The sequence below is a fragment of the Terrimonas pollutisoli genome, assembly GCF_029360765.1.
Lineage (GTDB): Bacteria > Bacteroidota > Bacteroidia > Chitinophagales > Chitinophagaceae > Terrimonas_B > Terrimonas_B pollutisoli.
In genome coordinates this window covers 518,688-539,690 of sequence record NZ_JARKNA010000002.1, presented here as the reverse complement: position 1 = coordinate 539,690, position 21,003 = coordinate 518,688, and the positions used below count along the sequence as shown (strand labels likewise).

The following is a 21,003-nucleotide window of genomic DNA, read 5'->3' as shown; positions in this document are numbered from 1 at the left end:
ATTTTTTGGGGCCAAATGGAATTCGCCATAAAAATTTTCATTCCCCTGTGTGATTAAAATGAAAATTTTACGGCTCATTTCATATCAATATTTTTTTAAGCCAATTAAAATTTTAATTGCAAGCCAATAGTAATTGTTTTAGGAGAAGGATAAGCACCTACATCAATACCTGCATCAGCATCACTGCTTGCCGATGTTGAAGTGGCTTCCGGGTCAAATCCTTTGTAATCGGTTATAGTTGCTACGTTTTGGGCACTGATATAGATTTTTGCAGATGCCAGTCTGAGCAGATTTTTGCCGATCGTATATGATAAGCTTACGTTTTTCAACCGTACATAACTGCCGTCTTGTAAAAATTGTGTGGACTCAACCCAACTTTTATTTTTACTGCCGGGGTTTGCCCAGGTGGATGTTGTATTTGACGGAGTCCAATAGTTTGCGGCTTCTGCCAGGTTTATAAATTTCACATCACTGGTAGGCACTGCGGTAGCTGCGTACGTGGCATTAAATATTTTATGGCCGTGAGCACCCTGCACAAAAACGTTCAAGTCAAAATTTTTATATGTCAGGCTATTATTAAAACCCCATTGAAATTTAGGAGTTGCAGTTCCCGAAATCACCCTGTCCTCAAATCCAATTGAGCTGTTTCCACTTACATCCGTGTATCTGCCGTCTCCTGCCTTATAATCTCCTTTATCAGCCTGGTAAACACCTTCCCACGGAATCAGGTAAAATGCGCCAAGTGGCTGTCCTGTTCTTACTACCTGTATATTGTTTGTTATAAGTCCCCCGCCTATATATGGTCTCGCAGGCATTGAATCTGCTCCAAGGCTCACCACTTTGTTTTGATTGGTTGATATATTAAAACCTGCAGACCATGTTAAACTCTTGCCTTTCAGAGGGGTTCCTTCTATCATTAATTCGAAACCCTTGTTGTTTACCTTTCCGATATTTTTCAGATACGAGCCACCGCCGTCGTAATTGGCTATCCTTGTAAAAAGGAGCAGATCACGGGTGTTCTTATTGTAATAATCAGCACTGATATTAAGCCTGCCATTCAATATCCCTGCATCCAGACCAATATTCATTTGCTTTGAAGTCTCCCATTTTACATCAGGAGTAGCGGGATTACCCAGTGTATAGGCCTGGTACAATGTTGGAGTACCATAGGAAAAAGTCGTGCTCGTCAATAAACCAAGTGTACTATATGGTCCAATCGCCTGATTACCGGTGATACCCCATCCGGCTCTCAGTTTAAGATTTGAAAAAATGTGTAAGTCTTCGATGAGTTTTTCATTAGATAGTTTCCATCCTGCACTAAATGAAGGAAAATTGCTCCAGCGGTTATTTGCATGGAATTTGGAAGATCCATCACGCCTTACGGTTGCGGTTAAAAGGTATTTGTCATTATAGCTGTAAGCAATTCGCCCCATATAAGATAATAACGACCAGTTGGAATAACCCGACGAAATAGCCTGGGAGGCATTTAAACCGAGGTTGTTATATCCATTAGATAAAGAGGCCAATCCGGAACCTGAAGCATTAAAACTGGAGTACCTATTGGAAGTGGCTTCCATTACGGCCGTGGCTGTAAGATCATGTTGGCCGAATGTTTTATGGAAAGTAAGGTTATTGCTGTTTTGAAATGTGTAGCTTTCAGCTGAGCTTTGTCCTGATGCATTATTGCCGGGGCTGATCCATTCATTATTCAAAAAAGCACTTTTGGAAATAAACATATCCAATCCTGCATTAACATTCAATGTTAACCAGTCAGTGATTGTATATTTTAATTTTCCGTTGAAAATTCCAACGTTGGAGAAATTATTTTCATTTCTTTCGCTAATAGCCAAAAAAGGGTTTGCCCATATAGGGGATATTCCAAACCGATTATATTGTCCAGGTGCATCATACGCAGGCTCTGTTGGCGCCCAGGTAACAGCACCCATAACAGGGTTGCCCTTGTAACCAATGTCAGTGTTATTGTGGGAATTAAGGCGACCTGCATAGATGTGGACGCCAAAATTTATCCGTTTACTCAATTTTATATCCACGTTTGAACGGAGACCAAATTTTTTCTGATTACTGTTGATCAATAATCCTTCCTGATCAACATAGAATCCGGACACATAATATTTCGTATTTTCTGTTCCGCCTGCTAAAGAAAGCTGGTGGCTATGCGTAAGGGAGTTATTAAATATTAAACCTTGCCAGTCAGTGCTTTTACCTGCAAATGAATTGGGATCCGGAAAAACATTAACTCCTGCTGTAACATTGGCGACTTTGGCATACGTTACCGCATCCATCAAATCATATTTTTTCATAGGCCTGTTAAAGCTCATGAAACCATGATACTCAATTTTAGGGTCGCCTGATCTGCCACTCCTGGTGGTAATAAGAATAACGCCATTAGCTCCTCTTGATCCGTATACGGCCGTGGCTGAAGCATCTTTCAAAACCTCCATCGATTCAATATCATTCACGTTGATATCTGCCAGTCCTATGCTGCTCAAAGCGATACCATCAACGACATAAAGCGGATCGTTGCTGGCGTTTACAGAATTGGCACCACGTATGCGGATTTTAACTGCTCCACCCGGTGCACCGGAATTATTGGTAACAGACACCCCGGCCACTCTGCCTTGTAAAGCAGATGAAACATTTAACACAGGTTGATCTTTATAGGCTTTGGAGGAAAGTGTTGCGATTGAACCGGTAAGATCACTTCGTTTTTGTGTACCATAACCAACTACAACCACATCTGTCAGATTGCTTGAAAGCTGTGCCAATTCAATATTGATAACGTTTCGCTTGCTTACCTGCACCTGCTGCGATGTATAGCCCACATAACTAAAACTTAGCGTTGCATTTTCATCTACTGTAATCACATATTCGCCTTGTTCATTGGTGGTAGTACCGCTTTTATCGCCAGCGGTAACACTTACATTGGCCAGCGGCCCTCCACTGTTGTCTGTCACCTTGCCCCTTACTGTGATATCAGCATAAACTATCCTGTCAGTTTTTGTAATAACAACAAGGTTATTGTCCATTAAACTGTACGACAAACCTGTATTGTCCAGCAAACGGTTTAAAAGATTTTCTACCGTAATGTCCTTCGCTTTTAGTGTAACCTTCATATTATCGGACAATACGAGATTACTAAAGGCAAACCGGTAATCGGTTTTCTTCTCTACTTCCTTTAAAGCGGCGGCCAGTTTTGTTTTTTTAAAATCAACATCCAGTTTGTCCTGCGAAAAAGTTTTGGCCGAAACCTGTAACGCAGTCGCCAGGATCAATAAAGCTGAGAGTTTCATGAGCAGCAGTGTTTTGAGCCAGCCCTTCTGTAAGGGTGGGCTAATAAAGCAAGCCTTCTTTTTCATACCTTCGTTTTGGTTTTTTAATTGTTATGAAATGAGGTTACAGGTTTACTTCAAATACCTGTTCCTTTTTGTAACGCAGGAGGAATGGCTGCAATCCATTTCTCCTTTTTTATTTAGAAATAGTTATGATTTTCCCTTCTATTTTATACGTAAAATGATAAGAGTATTGCAAAGCCTTTAATACCTGCCCGATCGTTTCACCGGAAAAAGTGGCTGTGAAAGTGTACCGGCTTACTTCTTCGTCGGCGAAAATGATTTTAACGTTATACCACCTTTCCAATTTGTTTTTTATTTCGTCAAAATTTTCATTGACAATCTCAATGCGGTTTTGAGCCCAGGCTGTTTCAACCACTACGCTATCGGTACTGTTATAAGAAAGAGGAAGTATGATAATTTTTTCACCGGCCGGCTCAACCACCTGTTTTTTGCTTTCCAAAACCAGGTCCTCGCCTTTGTTGCTAATGACGGCTTTCTGGTTAGGTTTCAGTATTATTTTTTTTGAATTGTTCGCCAGGCTTATCTCTACTTTTCCCCTGATCAATGAAGTTTCGCTTAGCTTATCTTCGGGGTATGCTTTTACATTAAATACAGTGCCCAATACTTTTACATCATACTTATTGCTATGCACAACAAAAGGGAGTTCTTTATTATGCGTGACATCAAACAAGGCTTCACCGCTTAAATAGACATCCCTGTTATCCTTTCCAAAACCTTCCTTCATGCGCAGTGTAGAATTGAATCCCAGGGAAATATTTGTACTATCCGGAAGCAGGAAAGTTTTTTTCTCGCCTTTCGCTGTAGTAAATACTAACTCATTATCAGCGATGGTGGTAGCTGTAATATCCTTTGTATTGTGCGTTAGACTGTTTTGGCCCCGCCAGCTCTTTATTCCAAATACAAGAATAAAGACTGCAGCAACAGCCGCAGCATAGCGGATTATTTTTTGAATGACCGGTTTATTAGTTGTCCGTGGAATTGCTTTTAATGCTGATGCCTGCGTTTCATTATTCTTTTCCTGTTGGAGCATGGTGCGCAGCCCCAGCACGACCTGCATAGCTTCTGCTATTCTTTCCTTTTCAGAAGGGTGTGTTCTGATGTACTCCTGCCAAAACAAAATATCCTTTTCATTACTTTGAAAACAGTAATTGGCAAATGAGTCATCAATGATGAGTTCTTCTATTGGTAAATCTTCTGACATGGCAAGCCCTTTTCAAGATAGACGGAATTGCCCGTAAGATTTACCAACCTTTTTAGAGAAATTTTAAAAAATAATAGAAGTACCCAGTAAAGGCAGGTATGTGAGCAGTGCAGCAAACTGAACGCCGGGAAACTGTTGATTTAAATCAACCCTCAGCAATTTAACGCCTTCAAAAAGATTGTTATAAATAGTTCTTTTACTGAGGCCGGTTTGTTCAGCTATTTGCTCTGTAGTAAGCCCCTGGTAAAATTTTAAATAAATCACTTTCTGGCAACGGTCGGGGAGCTTTTTGTAAGCCTTCCTTATTCGGCTGATCAATTCTGTATTTGCCTGTACCTGCTCAAGGACTTGCTGTACGGAAGGTTCAGCGTAGTTTTCCGGGATGATACTGGTATCAACAAAACTTTTTTTTGAGGAGCTCCTGTAATGATCAATTAATTTTCTACGGAAAGCAGTGGATAAATAAGCCTGTGGATTATCTATAGTATGAGGATCAATATTCTTTTCAAGCAGGTCAAGGAAAAGCTGGCTGATGACATCGCTTACTTCTTCCTTGCGATAGCCTAACCTCAGTCCCATGGCCATAAAATGAGACCGGAAGGACTCGTACCAGTATTGTACGGGATGCGGGATATTTACAGCAGCGTCCATATGCAAGCAGTGGTTAGTATCACAATAATCAGGTCAACTTGCAATTTAATCATAAACCCTTAAAGCAAAAACAAGAAGTTTAAATATAGGCACACTGTGAGAAAATTGAATTAGTTCGACTCATTATCATTTTGCCAATCGCAATTACGAACATGCGTAAAGCAATAACAAGACAACACTAATCAAAAACTACTTCATCTTTCTGAATATTTCGTCTTGATATCAACAATCCTACAATCACCAACGCAACCCCAATGAACGTGTAGACACTGATCGGCTCATGCAACAACCACGCCGCGTACATGAAACCAAATAAGGGACAAAGAAATAACCACAATCCCGCTCTCACGGCATTTGTTTTCAAAAGCCATAACCAAATTTGTACGGCGAAGATGGACACAGGTATGGCCAGCCAGAAAACACATTTCCAAAAGGTGATATCAAAATGATTGCTACCTTTTTTAAAACAAAACAAGGTCACCGGGAGTAAAAAAAGACCACCAAGAAAGGTTTGCCATCCATTAATCGTAAATAAATGCAGGCCACCCCAATCTTTCGATGAAAAATAAATGGCTGCAACCGAGTAAGACAACATGCTAAAAAACAAAATCAATAAGCCGCCCGGTGTTACATAGGCATCTTTGAACAGCGGCCAGGCAGCACATACTACGCCAGCTGAACAAATGAGCAATGCGGTTATTAGTGGAGCCGTTAATTTCTTTTTTAAAAAAAAGACAGACATAAAACTGATGAATACGGGGTTGGTGGCTGTTGAAAGTGACCCGATGCCTGCCGAAACAGTTTTCATTGCCACAACATAGCAACCCAGGTAAATGGTAATGTTTAATAACCCATAAATGGCTAATTGCTTCCATTCTTTCCCTGCCGGAAGCCGTTGACGCATTAACAAATGAGTAATGACCAACATGATGGCTGACGCCAATGCAAATCTTATTTCTGCGATCACCAGCGGTTGTGCGACGGTCAATCCTATTTTAGTTGCGGCCGATGCTGATGCCCATAATGCTGCAAATAATAATCCCGCTATGAACCAATTGAATTTTGCATTACCTGTATTGAACATTTATTTGAAACTTTTTCCAGCTAATTGCCGGTGATAAAGCTTTAAAAATACTTATTTAAGCATTGCTGCTTTAAATGCCGCTGAACAAACTGTAAATAAATACTGAGACCATCTTGTAGCGGAGGGTCTCCGGCCAGGCGGGCTGCATCTCTATTCAACAACTTGAGAATTATTTTGCCAGGCTATTTGAACATGAGTTTTGGGTCTCCTCAACCATCCGCCGCGGTGGACGCCTGGTGCAAACATTTTTTAATATCTACCCGCCAATGGTTCCTAACGGAACAATCAGAACTTTCATTCTCATCAAAAAACATCCAAACTCACGTTATTTGAATAACGATCCGTTTGAAAACTGGAACCCAAACTTTAAACGTCAAGGATTATTTTTTCTAGCTGATCTCTCTTCACCAGCAGACGTTCCAGTAATACCAATTGATTTTTTGCTCTTACATAGTTGTGCCGGGGATATTTGGCGCCATAATATTTATCATCATTGAGGTAGTCGGTAATAAAACGCAGGGCCTGCATATAGATCATAAATGTGCCGGCATAGAAAAAATATTTCTTTTCTGTTGCTGTCAGTTCATTCTTCATCTCACTATAATATCCCCGTACGATCGCCTTGTAAAAATCATCCCGCACAGCAATTCTTTCAAAATCTATTTCTTCTTCACTCACGGGTGAAAGATAAGTCCGCATCATATCGCCCACGTCGCTGATAAAATAACCGGGCATTACGGTGTCAAGATCGATAACACAAATACCCTTGCCTTCAGCGTTGAACAGTACATTACTGATCTTGGTATCATGATGTGTAACACGCAGTTTAAACTCAGGGTTTGATTTTATGTTGCCATATTCCGTCACAATATCTGCGTGTTGTGTCAGTGATTTAATCAAATCCGCGGAGTCAGCTATTCGTTGCCTGTTTCCGTTTTCCAGTGCCTGCAAAAACTGTTGGTAGCGCAATGTGAGATCATGAAAACAGGGTATAGTGATCTTCAATTTATTAATATCAACACCGTTCAATAAACGGGTAAACCGGCCAAATTGTGTAGCGGCTTCATAGGCCTGCGCAGTGGTCTCTACCACATCCTTGGAATGTGAGCCTGTAACAAAAGGAAACATCCGGAAAAATCCCTCACCCCGTTGATAAATCATTTCTTCCCCATTAACGGACGCAAGTGGCGCAATAAAGTAATAGTGGGGATGATATTTTTTTAAATGATCAGCGATCAGGCTGATGTTATTGGCGATATCAGCCGGTTCTTTAAATATTGTATGGTTCACCCGCTGCAGGATATATGCTTTACCCGGTGCTGTTATCTTCCAGGTATGATTGATAAGCCCACTACCGAAAGCCTCCACTTTTAGTGAGTCCTGTGGAAGTCCGTAAGCAGGTAAAATTGTGTTCAACATGATACCACCGTTAAAAATTTATTTCTTTAGAATAAGGTTTTTAATCATTCACCAGGCACATTAATAATCGTCATTCAAAGCAAATACCGGTTTCCGGTACATCCATTGACCACCGGTAAAATCGGGGAACTCCACTGTCTCATTTCCCAGTTCGATGGATTGCTCGCTTAATGGCGTGATAGCGCTCCAGGCAGCAGCATCATAAACGTCCATTTGCGTTGGAAGTTTTCGTTTGGCCGACTCAATAAAGGAATGGATCACAAAAAAATCCATACCACCATGGCCGGCACCCTGCGCATCCTTACTGTATTTTGCCCACAGCGGATGATCATATTTGTCCAACCATTGTTTTGCGTCGTCCCATTGGTGCGCCTTCGCCGATTTATCTTCAATATAAATTCCTTTGTTGACATCCATCCATAATCCCTCAGTACCCTGTACACGAAAGCCAATCGAATACGGCCGTGGGAGATTTGTATCATGTTGCAACAAAATAGTTTCTCCGTTAGCGCAACCGATGTGAGTGGTCACTACATCGCCAAGTTTAAAATTCACTTTAGCATTGGGATGATTAGCCCCGCCCTTTTTGACGATATAATTGTGCAAACCTCTTGCCTTGGATGAAAAAGAATTCAAAGTGAGAAAACGGTTACCCCGGTTGATGTTGACATAGTGCGCCACGGGACCAATGCCGTGTGTCGGATAAAGATCACCATTGCGGTGTACCGAATGTTCCGTTCTCCACCTGGCTTCAGAAAATGCTTTTTCACCAAACTCCACGCCATGACCATAGGGATTTACACCATCATTAAACTTCACTTCACGCAGGTCATGCTGGTAACCGCCTTGTAAATGGATCAGTTCACCAAACAAACCTTGTCTTACCATATTTAATACCGCCATCACATCTCTGCGGTAACACACATTTTCCAACATCATCACATGTGCATTATACTTTTCAGCAGCTTTTACTACATCCCAATGATCCTGCAGCGTAATACCCAGTATAACTTCGGTACCTACATATTTTATCCCTGCTTCCAATGCGCCAATGATCATAGGCTTGTGCCACTCCCAGGGTGTTGCGATAATAACTGCATCCAACCCCTTTATCTCCAGCATTTTTTTCCATGCATTCACATCGCCGGCAAATACCTGCGGCATTTTTTTGCCGCTCTTGCTGATCATCTCTTTGGATGATTTGAGCATGCGGTCATCAATATCACAAATCGCTACCAGGTCCACATCATCTCTTCTTAACACGAGGTCCAGGTGATTTTGTCCACGTAGCCCCACACCGATCATTGCCAGCTTTACTTTTGGATCAGCAACACCCTGAGCGAACAAGCTGCCGGTTGGCAAAATCGCCATCGAAGCACCAGCCAGACCTATATTCTTCACAAAATCTTTCCTGTTCATTTAAATAGCGGTTAAATTATTTTGACTCAATTATTATTCGTTGATACTTTTTACACTGAATTTGGGATCAATAAACTCCCATTCTTTAATGTGAGAATGTTGATGTTCTTTTTCTTGAATAGTATTAAATTTTTCTACTATCTCCGGGTGCCGGGCAGCAATATCTGTGGTTTCGTTCCTGTCCGTAACGAGGTTAAAAATCTGCCAGGGAGCATTGCGATCTTTTCTGACATTAGTCCTTACGCCCTTCCAGTCTCCCATCCTTATGGCCACCTGTCCACCTTTTTCAGGATATTCAAAATAGAGATAGTCATGTTTTTTTTGTCGGCTGGTTTTTCCGAACAATTCCGGTAGAAACGAAATGCCATCGGTTTTAACAGGTAATGTTTGACCGGTAAGGTCTGCCAATGTTGCCAGCAGATCATATTGGGCAGAGACATGGTTAGAAATGGTTCCTGCTTTTATTTTGCCCGGCCACCTAGCAATAAATGGTTCACGGATCCCACCTTCATACACATCCATTTTTAATCCCCGTAAACCAGCTACACTATTGAAAAATTTGGTATCGACACCGCCAGTAAACGTAGCTCCATTGTCACTGCTGAAAAGGATGATCGTATTATTGTCCAGTCCCAGCTTTTTAATTTTCTCCATAATGATACCTACCTGGTCGTCGAGGTAAGTGATCATAGCAGCATAGGTAGATAAAGGATATTTGGTAGCTGCATAACCCAGCTGACCGTAGTACGGCTTTTCATCAAATTGGCCGATATATTTTTTTACATACTCATCCGGCGCCTGCAGCGACAGATGCGGAAGTGTGTAAGGCAAATACAAGAAGAAAGGTTTTTGTTTGCCTGCCTGCCGGTCAGGCAGGTTACGATCGATAAAGGCCAAAGCCTTTTCCGTCATTTTAGTAATTGCATAATCCTTCCCTTTGTAATATTCAAAGTCGGCGTCCGTCACCTTTGATGAATCCAATCTTTTATGAACATTGATGAGGTGGTTATTCAAAGAATCCCATTTATCATTTTCCCACAAATGTGTTGGATAAAAATTATGCGCCTGTTTTTGATCCAGCAACCCATAGTAATAATCAAACCCATGTAATAAAGGACCGCCCGTGGTACCTGTTACGCCTAATCCCCATTTGCCGGCCATGCCGGTAGAGTACCCGGCATTCTTCAGCATTTTTGGAATGGTAAATGTCCCTTCCGGCAATGGCATTTGACCTCCTTCGGTACTATCTTCAAAGCCTCCTAATTCATAATTGCCCCGGATGTAAGAATGTCCTGCATGCTTACCTGTCATCAATATTGCTCTCGAAGGTGCACAAACAGGAGCACCGGCATAGTGCTGTGTAAACCGCATTCCCTCTTTGGCCATGCGATCCAGGTTCGGTGTCTTTATTTTTTGCTGGCCATAGCATCCCAGGTCGCCATAACCGAGGTCATCCGCATAGATATAAATTATGTTGGGACGCTTGCCGGAAGAAGATTGCGCAAAAGCCAACACTGCATATAGTACAAATGCTGCAATCAATATTACCTGCAAAAGGAAAGGATATGCGCTTGTTTTCTTCATGTAGATACCGAAACCCAATTAATTTTTTTCGTATTGGTGATGAAATTAAAACAATAATTCGCTGTTGCAACATGCAAACGGTTGCCCAAAAATCACCAGCAATGAGTGACTAGCGGGAACCCATTCCATAAATAATTTATCAATATAATTGCTACAATAAAAGAAACCGGCCGTAGCCGGTTCTTTTGGTTTTGCCTGCTAATGCAAAACGACTGCTTAGAGAAAGATTATAAAGGGCAGGTTATTTATGTGTCAAAACTTTTGCCTTAAATGTAATAACATAAGTGCCGGGTACATATGCTCTGAAAACAAATCTTGGATTAGCGCTCCATTGCCCATCAGGATAAGAGGCCTGGTTATCATGAGAAAAAAATTGGGTGGGTATCCTGTAGTAGATATTGTAACCATTTCCCAGGGAGGCCAATGGAAAAGGGATCGTTCCATATGTAAACTCCATTCTGTCGCTGAATAATTCAGATTTCAGTGAATAATCCTGAAGGGTCTGCAAAAAAGGCGGGGTAGGGTTATTGCCTGTATTGGGCCTTCTTTCTATTTCTCCTCCTTGTGGGCTAAATGGTATACCATTTTTGTCTACCATTTTTACGATCACTTTATTGGGAGCATCGCCAGTACGTTGAATATCTACTTCTACTTCTTCAGGTTTTGTAAGGTTAGCGCCGAGGCCTTCATTACCTACTTTTATCATACGTATATAAGGCGTTCCTATCTCAGGATGAGCTTCAAAAGGTCTTTTATCTAACAAGGTAAAGTTCCCTATCTTTTCATACACTTTACTGCCTGCGCCATTTGATATCTCCAGGTCAAATGAGTAATCTCCGGATGGAATATATAAAGTCTGAAAATTTGCCTCCAATTGTCCGCTGCTTTCGTTTATAATAATAGGAGGCACAACCGCGTCGGTTTGCTTGGCCGCTATCTTTTCCAGTGTGGTATCTGTCTTAGGATCATATAAAGCCGTCCATACCTTGATTGTATCTTTTTTAAAAAACAGGTCATCTACATTCTGGCCGGTAGTTTTATTATAAACATGCAATAGCTTAATTTTTGCAGGTTTGCTGGAGCCATCGAAGTTTAAGGCCGAGCTAACATAAACCCTTCCCTTGGCAATCAATATCGGATCTTCCTCATAGCGGATTATGGGGCTTAGAAAGCCATCCGGAAGTTTTTTGCAGGCGCCCAGCGATAGTACACAGGCAACTGCCAGCAATGTTCTTATGAGATATATGCGTTTCATTTCTGTTAATTTATAGTTTGATTATTGTCTGAAGAACAGGATATGCTGATTAATCAAAACATGAACCATCCCTGTGTTAGTTTGAATACCTGATGTTTGTACTCTTACCCTGGTGCCCCCGGCAGGAGTTATTTCAGATGCAATAACGGGTGGGGTTAAAGGCCCTTTTAAAAAAGTGTAGTAAATAAGCCGGGGGTTGCTGGATACATTTGGATTTCCTCCCAACCTAATATACTCGGAATTATCAGGTGTGATCTCTTCATATGATACAACGGCTTCTGTCCCGGCCTTTTTTGTGGGATAAATAGCTCCATTATTGGTGAGATTATTATAATCCAATGTTTGACCTACAATATAGGTATCTAATGAATCTGTGAATTTTGGCAATTCATATTTGATCATTGAATCCAATGTCCATTTTCTTTTCGGATCAATGTTTTGCTCCTGGAGAGCCCTTTGGTTCAGGTAGTTATTGATTGCATAGTCAGTGGGAGCAAAAAAACTCACTCCTTGCTGATTAAGTTTATCTTTTAACCCGGTTTTATCTACCAACAAAAGTAAAGTATCAAAGAGGCCACTGGCCTGCCCTTTCAGAAAGTCGTAGGTAGTAACGTTAAATTTTGCACTATGCCTGCTGCCGCCAGTTAAATAGTCGTCCCTTTTTTTACAGGAAAACAGAACCAAGGCAACCATCATGACAGCCATAAGACCTGATAATATCTTTTTCATTTGTTTATTTTTTATTGTTTTTTGGCCAAATGGAATTCGCCAAATAATCATCCCGGTTGGTGATAAGCATTATCATGGCTCATTTCATCTGTATATTTTTTTAAATTTTTGATCAGATGGAATTTGCCACAAAATTTTTATCAGTGATTGGGAATGATTTACCCGGAAAATTTCATGACGCATTTCATTATGAGTTTCTTTGAGATTAATGATTTTTCCACCATTCGTTTTGAGTAAGCAATTGGTCTTGTGGAAGCAGGCTTCTCATACTCAACGGCCAGTAATAACCCTTTTTCGCTACCCTTTCAGCGCTATAAGGATCGGGCAATTGATTGGCGTAGTCAGGGTTCGTCAGTATCATCCTGATGTTATCATAGAAAATACAACCTTCTCCATATAACTCTTTTCTTCTCTCATTTAAAACCGTATCCATATTGCAAACATCTGCGGGGAGAAGCAGGCTGGCATTTGCTCTCTGGCGAATAATATTAACTTCATCTCTCGCTGTGCTTTCATCATTCAATTTCACACTTGCTTCTGCTTTCAGCAGATGAATATCTGCCAGACGTAATAAAACAAGATTATTGTCTACCACATAAGTATTAGGCCTGTTGGGATCATAGTAGTTGATGTTTGCGTACTTAATAAGCATCAGCTTGTTGGTTCCCTGTCCTGCGGTAAATATTTTACCAGGACGATCATCCTGCCCTGTGCCAAATAAAGGATTTGAGTAATCATTGTTTACAGCCCAGGCGGTGTTGATGCCTTTCTTAACAATAGGTTCGTATAAGAAAGCATTAAAAAACCCGGAACTTGCTTCATTACTTACCTGGTCATATTGCATGAACAATTCAAAAATGCTTTCATTGCTGCTACCTTTCCAAATGTCTCCATAATTATCAATTGGCTCTAGCGAATAACCACCTTCGGTAATCACTTTATCGCAATACTTCTTTGCATTGGCATAATCATGTTTCCAGGCATATACATGAGCCAGCAGAGCCCAGGCAGCACCTTTATCGGCTCTAATCCTTTCATGATTAAGGCCCATCAGATCGGCAGCTTTTAAAAGGTCTTCAATACAATAATCAAGCACTTCTGTTTCCGTCGACCGGGCTTGAGGTTGAATATTTAGCGGGTCTTTCAACGATTCTTTGGTCAACACCGGATCGCCCCATACCCTTGTCATATAGAAATAAGCATAAGCCCTCAAAAAATGCCCTTCTCCTAATAATTGATTTTTGGCTTCTTTGCCACCCCCAAATTTTGCATCAGCTATTTTTGGTGTATTCTCTACAATCAAATGGCATTGATTAATCAAGCCGTAAAAGCGGGTCCAGTCCCAAACGGAGCCTTCAAGATAAGGTGCATAGCTGAAATGATTTCTACCATCAAAGGACAGATCAGCATAGTTCCAATAATCACTCCCTCTTACAAACTCATCGGTCGTAAAGTCGCCAAAAATAAAATGGCTGCGGGAATCTTTGAGCGCATCTCTTAACAGGCCATAGGCTCCCGAAACAGCTTTTTCTACATTGGCGCCGGTCTGCCAAAACACCTGGTCATAGGTAGCATCTTCCGGCGACAGGTTAATGTATTTTTTGCAGGAGCTAAAACCTGTTGCTATAACAAGCAAAGTGCAGACTGCAAGTTTTGATATTTTAGTATAGTTCATAGCTTATTAATTAGAATGATGTTTTTAAAAAGTGACTTCCAGTCCTAATGTGTATTTGCGTGGCAGCGGATAAGAACCACCGCGATACTCTCCCTGTGGACTTACTAATTCTGCGTCCGGTACATTGGCTTTTTGAAAAACATATATATTATCTATGATGCTGTATAATCTTGCTCTTTTAATACCCACCCTGCTTAATATTTTTTCCGGCACCTGGTAACCCAAACTTATGTTGCGGATTTTGAAATAATTTCCATTCTCATTCCACATGGTAGAGAAAGGAAGAAACTGGTAATAGTTAGGACCAAAGGGGCTTAAGCTGGGAAAGTTGGCAGCATAACCAGGATTTTTTGCAGGGTCTGCTTTACCAGGCGTCCAGTAATCTCTTTCTGAAAGATCAGGAAGACGGAATCTTGCCACATCCTGCAACGTACCGTTATCACTGAAATTCCAAACACCAGCAAACTGGTTTGCATCAAATGTATTAATGATATCACGTCCCAAGGTGAAAATACATTGTACACCCAAAGAGAAATTACCATAGGTAAACTCATTATAGATGCCCCCTGTAAATTTAGGATTAGGATCTCCTGTTGGTACCAGGTCGCCATACTGTTCACCACGGTCTTCATCACTCCAGACATCCCAATCATTATTCACATCGGTCCACATTGGATAACCAGCGCTTACAGGATAATTCTTTTTGAAATAACTGAGGCGCTGCCCTGTATAGGGATTAACAGGGACATCGCTTAACCTGTTATATACGCCGGTGTACAACATTTGCGCCCAGCCATAAATAGGAGCACCTACGGAATACACCAAAGATTGGTTATAACCCCAGGAATCCCTGTAAAATGAACGGTTGCCGTTGGGCAGCGCAGCTATCCTGTTTTTATTATAACCGATGTTAAAATTAGTGGTCCATTGTAAAGGACTGCTTTTGGCAAGATTTCTTGTTTGCAATTGTATATCAACCCCTTCATTCAAGATCTTAACCGGCGCATTATAAGTAGCTTGCGTGTATCCTGTGAAGAATGGAAAAGGAAAGGAGAGTATAGGATTTGAGTTATACCTGCGATAAAGATCAACAGAAAGATTGATACGATTATCAAACATATTCAGATCTGCTCCGACGTTTAGCTGGTCTGATTTATTCCAGGTAAGATCAGGCTGGGTCAAAGGGTTATCAAAAGATGGAGTAGCTCTTACTATTCCATTATAAGTACCCTGAGCCAGGTCCCACACATTAAAAGGTGCATAAAAGTTGTCAGGCATAGTTCCTGTCAATCCATAACTACCTCTTAATTTAAATAGATTTATCCAACCGATCTTATCCATGAATTTTTCATCGGAAACCACATAGGCTAGGGATACTGAAGGGAAATACCCCCATTTGGTATTCGCACCAAACCTTGAAGAAGCATCTCCCCGCATGGATAAGTTCAAAATATATTTCTGCTTATAATCATAGGAAAACTGGCCCACAAAAGAGAACAACCCGGATTTTTGTATATAAGATCTTCCAAACAAATCCTGCTGTGGCACACCGGAAACTACCTGGATATTATCATCCGGAATATTATAACCACCGACAATACCACCCGAACGCTGATCAAGCTGGAAGCTTTGAGTGCCGACAAGGCCAAAATTATGCACGTTGTCGCCCAATGATTTTGCATAGCTAAGCACATTGGCCAGGTAATAACTTTCAAAATTCCCATTTCTGTTTTCTGCAAAGGATACACCACCTGCATCAAGGGTTGATGGCTGGAAACGTTCCCGCTTGTCATTTGTTTTTGAATAAGAACCCTGGAAACTATAATCCAATGCAGGTAATATTCTATAATTGGTTTGGACGGAAAGTGAGATCAGGTCTGATTGGTTTTTATCCTTTAATTTATCAAACTGACCATGATAAAATGATTTATCATCATCGCTTATCGCATAGAATGATGCGGGCATCTGGCCCACATTGATGGGTAAAATCTCATTTCTGCCACGGCCCAATCCTCTTTTTCTATCCAGTCTTGAAGCAGATACGTTCAGATTGACATTCAGTTTTGAATTTATTTTAAAATCAAAATTGCCACGCAATGAAAATCTTTTGAACCCTGTATTCCTAACAATGCCGCTCTCGTCATAGTAGTTAGCCCCCAGCCTGTAGTTTACTGTTTCGGTTCCTGATGAAACATTCAAATCGATATTATCGATTTTGCCTGATTGATAAAAAAGATCCTGCCAGTCAGTAGCATTATTAAAAGCAGGATTTAGGCTATCAGTCAATATTTGAGGAAGGCTTCCCATTTGCGCATAAGTAGAATACTCATTTATCAGGTCCATTTTCTGACGACGCTCTTCCGCACCAATAGTAGTGGGCAATAATTTGGGCTTTTCGGTAAGTCCTCTATAATATGATGCTCTTACTTCAGGAGTTTTGGAACGTCCTCTTTTAGTTTTAATTACCACAACACCATTGGCACCCCGGGATCCCCATACAGCAGTAGCAGCAGCATCTTTTTGTACGGTGAGGCTTTCTATATCATTTACATTAATACCAGCTAGGAAGTTATTTCCTGTTGACCCGATTCCTTCCAGGTCGGTAACTGATACAGGGATGCCATCAATTACATATAAAGGCGTGCTCATCGTTCTGGCTTCATCAAGCCCATCCGCATTAAGATCGGTAGCAATGGTGGAGTTGCCCCGAATAGTAAATGTGTTCCTTACGCCAGGCTCACCTGTAAAATTTTGAATGTTTATCCCTGAAACTTTTCCCTGAAGAAGCTGATCAAAGCTCGGCGCAGGAAGGTTTTCGATCGCCTTACCGGAAACAATCTGTACAGAACTGGTTGTCTTTTTTAATGATTGTCTTTGATAGCCCACCACCACTACCTCATTCAACTTATTGCTGGCCGCAGGCAAAAGCCTAACAGCAATAGTTTCGAGTTTTTGGGCTTTTACTTCTTTTGTTTCATATCCCACATAAGAAACTACAAGGGTTGCATTTTCAGGAATGTCCAATGAAAATTCGCCATCTGAATTTGTAGAAGTGCCGGCACTGGCTCCTTTTATTTTTATACTTACCCCCGAAAGCGGCTGACCATTTTCGTCGGTTATTTTACCAGTTATGGGTCGTTGACTTACAGGAGTTTCATTTGCAACAGCCAGTCCATTACTACTTATTTCCTTTATCTCCTCCTGCTTCGTTCTTAATACGATCTTATTGCCCTTCACTTCGTACACTACATTAAAAGGAAGGAGCAAGCGGTTTAAAATCGCCCCCAATTTTTCATCCTCAGCCGAACAGGATGCTATTTGGCGTGCGGGTATCTTTTGAGCACTGTACACAAATTTCACATCCGCTTTACGGCTTATTTGTTCCAGTATAGATTTGACCTCTACCTGGTCGGCGGAAAGAGTGATCCTTCTTTCAAGTATTTCCTGCCCTCCCGCGGGGTTGGCATAAGAGATTCCGGCAAAGCCGGCAATCAATACAAGTGGTAGTAACCCAATCCTCATACACGTGCAGATGAACCGCTGAAGGCGGTGTTTTTTTTGCATAACTTTATCAGGTTTTTTGTTTGACAATATTGTTGAACAAGAAAGGCCTCCGGCTCGTTTACTACTCGCAGCAGGGGCTGACTTTAAAGACCGGTACTGTTCGCAGCAGTGCCGGTTTTTCTTTTTCAGGTACTGTTATTTTCTTTACTATTTCTCATGGCAGTTTTATTTGAGTTAATAATTGGTTTCGTCATTTACCGGCAGCCTTTGGCCCGGATAAAAACTTCAGAATTGATGATTTCATAGTTGGCATCAATGGCTTTACAGATCAGGTCGAGTCTTGAATACAATGACTCATCGGTGAGGTCGGCGGTAATAGTGCAGGTCCTTAAAGAATCTTCATCGTAAACGATGCTGATACCATAGGCTTTTTTAAACTCCTCTAACACCTTCATCACAGGTGTTTCTTCATAGATCATGGAATGAAGTGAAATACCCGGATCAATAATCACCGGCTTTTCCAATATTTTCTTTTGAAATTTCTTTTGCTCTTTTTCGAAGATGGCCTCCTGGTTGGGTGTGAGTAAGATATCGTCAGGGTATACGGCATTGCCCCCTGTCTTTTCGGACTCTTCCGTTTGCGGATATACTCTTACTTTCCCCGTTCTCACAGTGACCTTTATGGCTTGTTCTTTTTCAAATGACCGTACGGTAAAACTGGTGCCTAATACTTTTGTAACAATCCCGTTGGCAAAAACACGGAAAGGTTTGTTGGCATCTTTGGTCACACTAAAAAAAGCTTCGCCCAATAGGTACACATCCCTGTTTGCGGAATCCTTAAAATCATTGGAATAGCTCAACCTGCTTTGAGGTGACAGTTCAACCGTGCTGCTGTCGGGTAACAAAATGTGGATCGATTTGGCCGAAGTGTTTACCTGTTCGATAAGTTGAAGCCTGGGAATTACTTCCGTATAGCTGAATTTTTCAGCCGCCGATTTTTTATTGATAAGGCTGCTACTCCAAATGCCGAGTCCTGCCAGGATAACAACTGCTGCTGCCAACCACCACCATTTTTTTGAAGACTTGATAGGTCGCACCACAGCCTGCCCGGCGTGAATATTGTTTAAAAGTTTATGAACCTCTTCATCCAGCTCGTTTTCTGAAACGGATGCCGGCGTTAACTTTAATGATTGCACTATTTGTTTCGCTTCGGCTACTGTCAGTGCTTTATCAGGGTTTTGCATAAGCCACGCATTCCAGGACTGATCATTCCTGCCGGTATATACCCATTGAATAAAATCTTCGTCAAGAACAAAATCCGATACTGTGTAAAGCTTATAATTTTTCATTCCGGTCAGTTACTCATTTATAAGTACCCGGTTTCAAAAAAAACTACTGGTCTTTATTAAGTTTTTATAAAATATTGTGCAAACGTTTGACAAAAACATCATGCACTGAAAAGAAAGATTACAAAACAGGGAAAGAAATATTTTAAGATACCGTCATCAACAACTCGGATTGCCAGCACTTTTTTAGTTTCTGGATGGTTTCATGCAGCAGGTTATAAACAGATTGCTGGCTGATGTTCATCAACGCTGCAATCTGGCCGTGATCTAATTGCTGGTAAAATTTAAGATAGATGATTTCTCTTTGGCGGGCCGAAAGGTTGGAGACCACTGACTTTAAACGTTGTGCATTTTCTTCCGCCAATTGTTTGTCAATGATATTTTTTTCCACCGGGAATTCTGATGCAAATTCATATTGCACATCCGCTACAAGAGCTTCACTTCTCCTGTTATCCCGCTGCAACGTTTTCAGCACTTTATTTTTCACAGCACCCAATAAATAAAACGGCAATGATAAAATAGAGGAGGCGGATTCACGACGTTGCCAAAGGCTGATAAAAACTTCCTGTATGGCGTCTTTGATAACCGCTTCGTCCTGGATAAAACGACTGGCATAGTTATACAAAGAACGATAATGTGCCCGCATCAGGATAGCCAGCGCTTGTTCATCGTGCTGTTGCAATTGCAGCAACAACTCTGTGTCCGTATTGATACAGGCATTTCTCATTTATAATAGCAGCAGATTACTCAAGCAGAACAGCTCCGCTTTTTTAAAAATATGTTTTTTTCAAACCTGTAAACAGCTGCTATCTGTATCCGCAAACAGTGCAAACGGTTGAACCGCATGTACAACCGTTTGCGCAATCTTTGTACCTGGAAATCGGGAAGAGAAAAAAGACTATTGAAGAGTTCTTTTACTAAGCGTAGCCAATACCTTGTTTAATGTAGCTGGTTTATTCATATATTTTGAGAGGTCAAACAATTGCACTTTACGAAACTCTACAGGATGACTTTCGCTTTGTAGCGAGATGGTTCCTTCTTTAATTAATTCACCACCTTTAAGCCCGGCTTGCTTTACCCATTTGTCTCTTTCATCATATTGCGGCTTCTCATACACCAGTACGGTATCCGTTTCGACGATATGCTTCACGATTGAATCACCCAATACCAACACTTGTGCCCTCACCCATTGATCACCATGAAATGTTTTTGATTTGGAGTTCACGCAATGTGGTGTAAATAGTTTGCCATTCATGAACACATTGGTACCGGGAGTGCAAAGGTTATTAGTGGTACGTTCGTCTTTACCATTACCGCCCAGCAATTGTGCTTCCAGGGAGATAGGAAAATCCTGGTCAACCGCCATGGTTTCGGGTGATTGCCCCTGCAGCATCAGTCCACTATTGCGAAATGCCCAGCCGGGTCCGTCGGCGATTTGGTTGCCGGTAAACCGGTATTCAACCTCCAGCAGGTAAGCTGAAAATTTCTTTTTATAAAACATATGACCAAACTGCTCTTTGAACTGACCGCCATACTGATCATAACTTACTTTGATCACAGCATTTTCCACCCGGAAGGTATTTCCGAAATTATCATTTACCGGGTGATCCTTGATCTTTACCGTCCAGTCTTTCAGATCTTTTCCATTGAAAAGTTTTATCCATTTACCATATTTATTTTTTTTCTGCGCCATAACACCTACAGCAATAACAAGAAACAGGAGAGTTAGTAATTTTTTCATTTATTCAATTGAATTAGTTAA

At 41.1% G+C, this 21,003-nt stretch carries 14 protein-coding genes; all 14 read right to left on the bottom strand.

The genetic code is table 11. The features are described 5' to 3' along the window. Positions 1 to 104: 104 nt before the first annotated feature. Complete coding sequence (locus P2W73_RS06190; protein WP_276501133.1) at positions 105 to 3,311, bottom strand: TonB-dependent receptor; 3,207 nt, start codon at positions 3,309 to 3,311, stop codon at positions 105 to 107. 175 nt (positions 3,312 to 3,486) lie between these two features. Further along, complete coding sequence (locus P2W73_RS06185; protein ID WP_276501132.1) at positions 3,487 to 4,575, bottom strand: FecR family protein; 1,089 nt, start codon at positions 4,573 to 4,575, stop codon at positions 3,487 to 3,489. Between the two features lie 63 nt (positions 4,576 to 4,638). Next, on the bottom strand, positions 4,639 to 5,226 hold the full coding sequence (locus P2W73_RS06180; protein WP_276501131.1) for an RNA polymerase sigma factor: 588 nt from the start codon (positions 5,224 to 5,226) through the stop codon (positions 4,639 to 4,641). A 178-nt stretch (positions 5,227 to 5,404) separates the two neighbouring features. Further along, positions 5,405 to 6,310, bottom strand: coding sequence for a DMT family transporter (locus tag P2W73_RS06175; RefSeq protein WP_276501130.1), 906 nt, complete (start codon positions 6,308 to 6,310; stop codon positions 5,405 to 5,407). Positions 6,311 to 6,676: 366 nt separating this feature from the next. Continuing rightward, positions 6,677 to 7,729, bottom strand: coding sequence for a phosphotransferase enzyme family protein (locus P2W73_RS06170; RefSeq protein WP_276501129.1), 1,053 nt, complete (start codon positions 7,727 to 7,729; stop codon positions 6,677 to 6,679). Positions 7,730 to 7,789: 60 nt separating this feature from the next. Continuing rightward, positions 7,790 to 9,148, bottom strand: coding sequence for a Gfo/Idh/MocA family protein (locus P2W73_RS06165; RefSeq protein WP_276501128.1), 1,359 nt, complete (start codon positions 9,146 to 9,148; stop codon positions 7,790 to 7,792). A gap of 33 nt (positions 9,149 to 9,181) precedes the next feature. After that, complete coding sequence (locus tag P2W73_RS06160; protein WP_276501127.1) at positions 9,182 to 10,732, bottom strand: arylsulfatase; 1,551 nt, start codon at positions 10,730 to 10,732, stop codon at positions 9,182 to 9,184. Positions 10,733 to 10,973: 241 nt separating this feature from the next. Next, positions 10,974 to 11,987, bottom strand: a complete 1,014-nt coding sequence (locus tag P2W73_RS06155; RefSeq protein WP_276501126.1) for a DUF5007 domain-containing protein — start codon at positions 11,985 to 11,987, stop codon at positions 10,974 to 10,976. A 21-nt stretch (positions 11,988 to 12,008) separates the two neighbouring features. Next, positions 12,009 to 12,716, bottom strand: coding sequence for a fasciclin domain-containing protein (locus tag P2W73_RS06150; protein ID WP_276501125.1), 708 nt, complete (start codon positions 12,714 to 12,716; stop codon positions 12,009 to 12,011). A gap of 205 nt (positions 12,717 to 12,921) precedes the next feature. After that, positions 12,922 to 14,391, bottom strand: coding sequence for a RagB/SusD family nutrient uptake outer membrane protein (locus P2W73_RS06145; RefSeq protein WP_276501124.1), 1,470 nt, complete (start codon positions 14,389 to 14,391; stop codon positions 12,922 to 12,924). Between the two features lie 24 nt (positions 14,392 to 14,415). Further along, a complete protein-coding gene (locus P2W73_RS06140) occupies positions 14,416 to 17,955 on the bottom strand; it encodes a SusC/RagA family TonB-linked outer membrane protein (RefSeq protein ID WP_276501123.1) in 3,540 nt (1,179 codons plus the stop codon). A gap of 194 nt (positions 17,956 to 18,149) precedes the next feature. After that, positions 18,150 to 19,244, bottom strand: a complete 1,095-nt coding sequence (locus tag P2W73_RS06135; protein ID WP_276501122.1) for a FecR family protein — start codon at positions 19,242 to 19,244, stop codon at positions 18,150 to 18,152. A 142-nt stretch (positions 19,245 to 19,386) separates the two neighbouring features. Continuing rightward, positions 19,387 to 19,968, bottom strand: a complete 582-nt coding sequence (locus P2W73_RS06130; RefSeq protein ID WP_276501121.1) for an RNA polymerase sigma factor — start codon at positions 19,966 to 19,968, stop codon at positions 19,387 to 19,389. A 171-nt stretch (positions 19,969 to 20,139) separates the two neighbouring features. Beyond that, positions 20,140 to 20,982: a 3-keto-disaccharide hydrolase gene (locus P2W73_RS06125; protein ID WP_276501120.1), complete on the bottom strand. Its 843-nt coding sequence runs from the start codon at positions 20,980 to 20,982 to the stop codon at positions 20,140 to 20,142. Positions 20,983 to 21,003 lie beyond the last annotated feature (21 nt).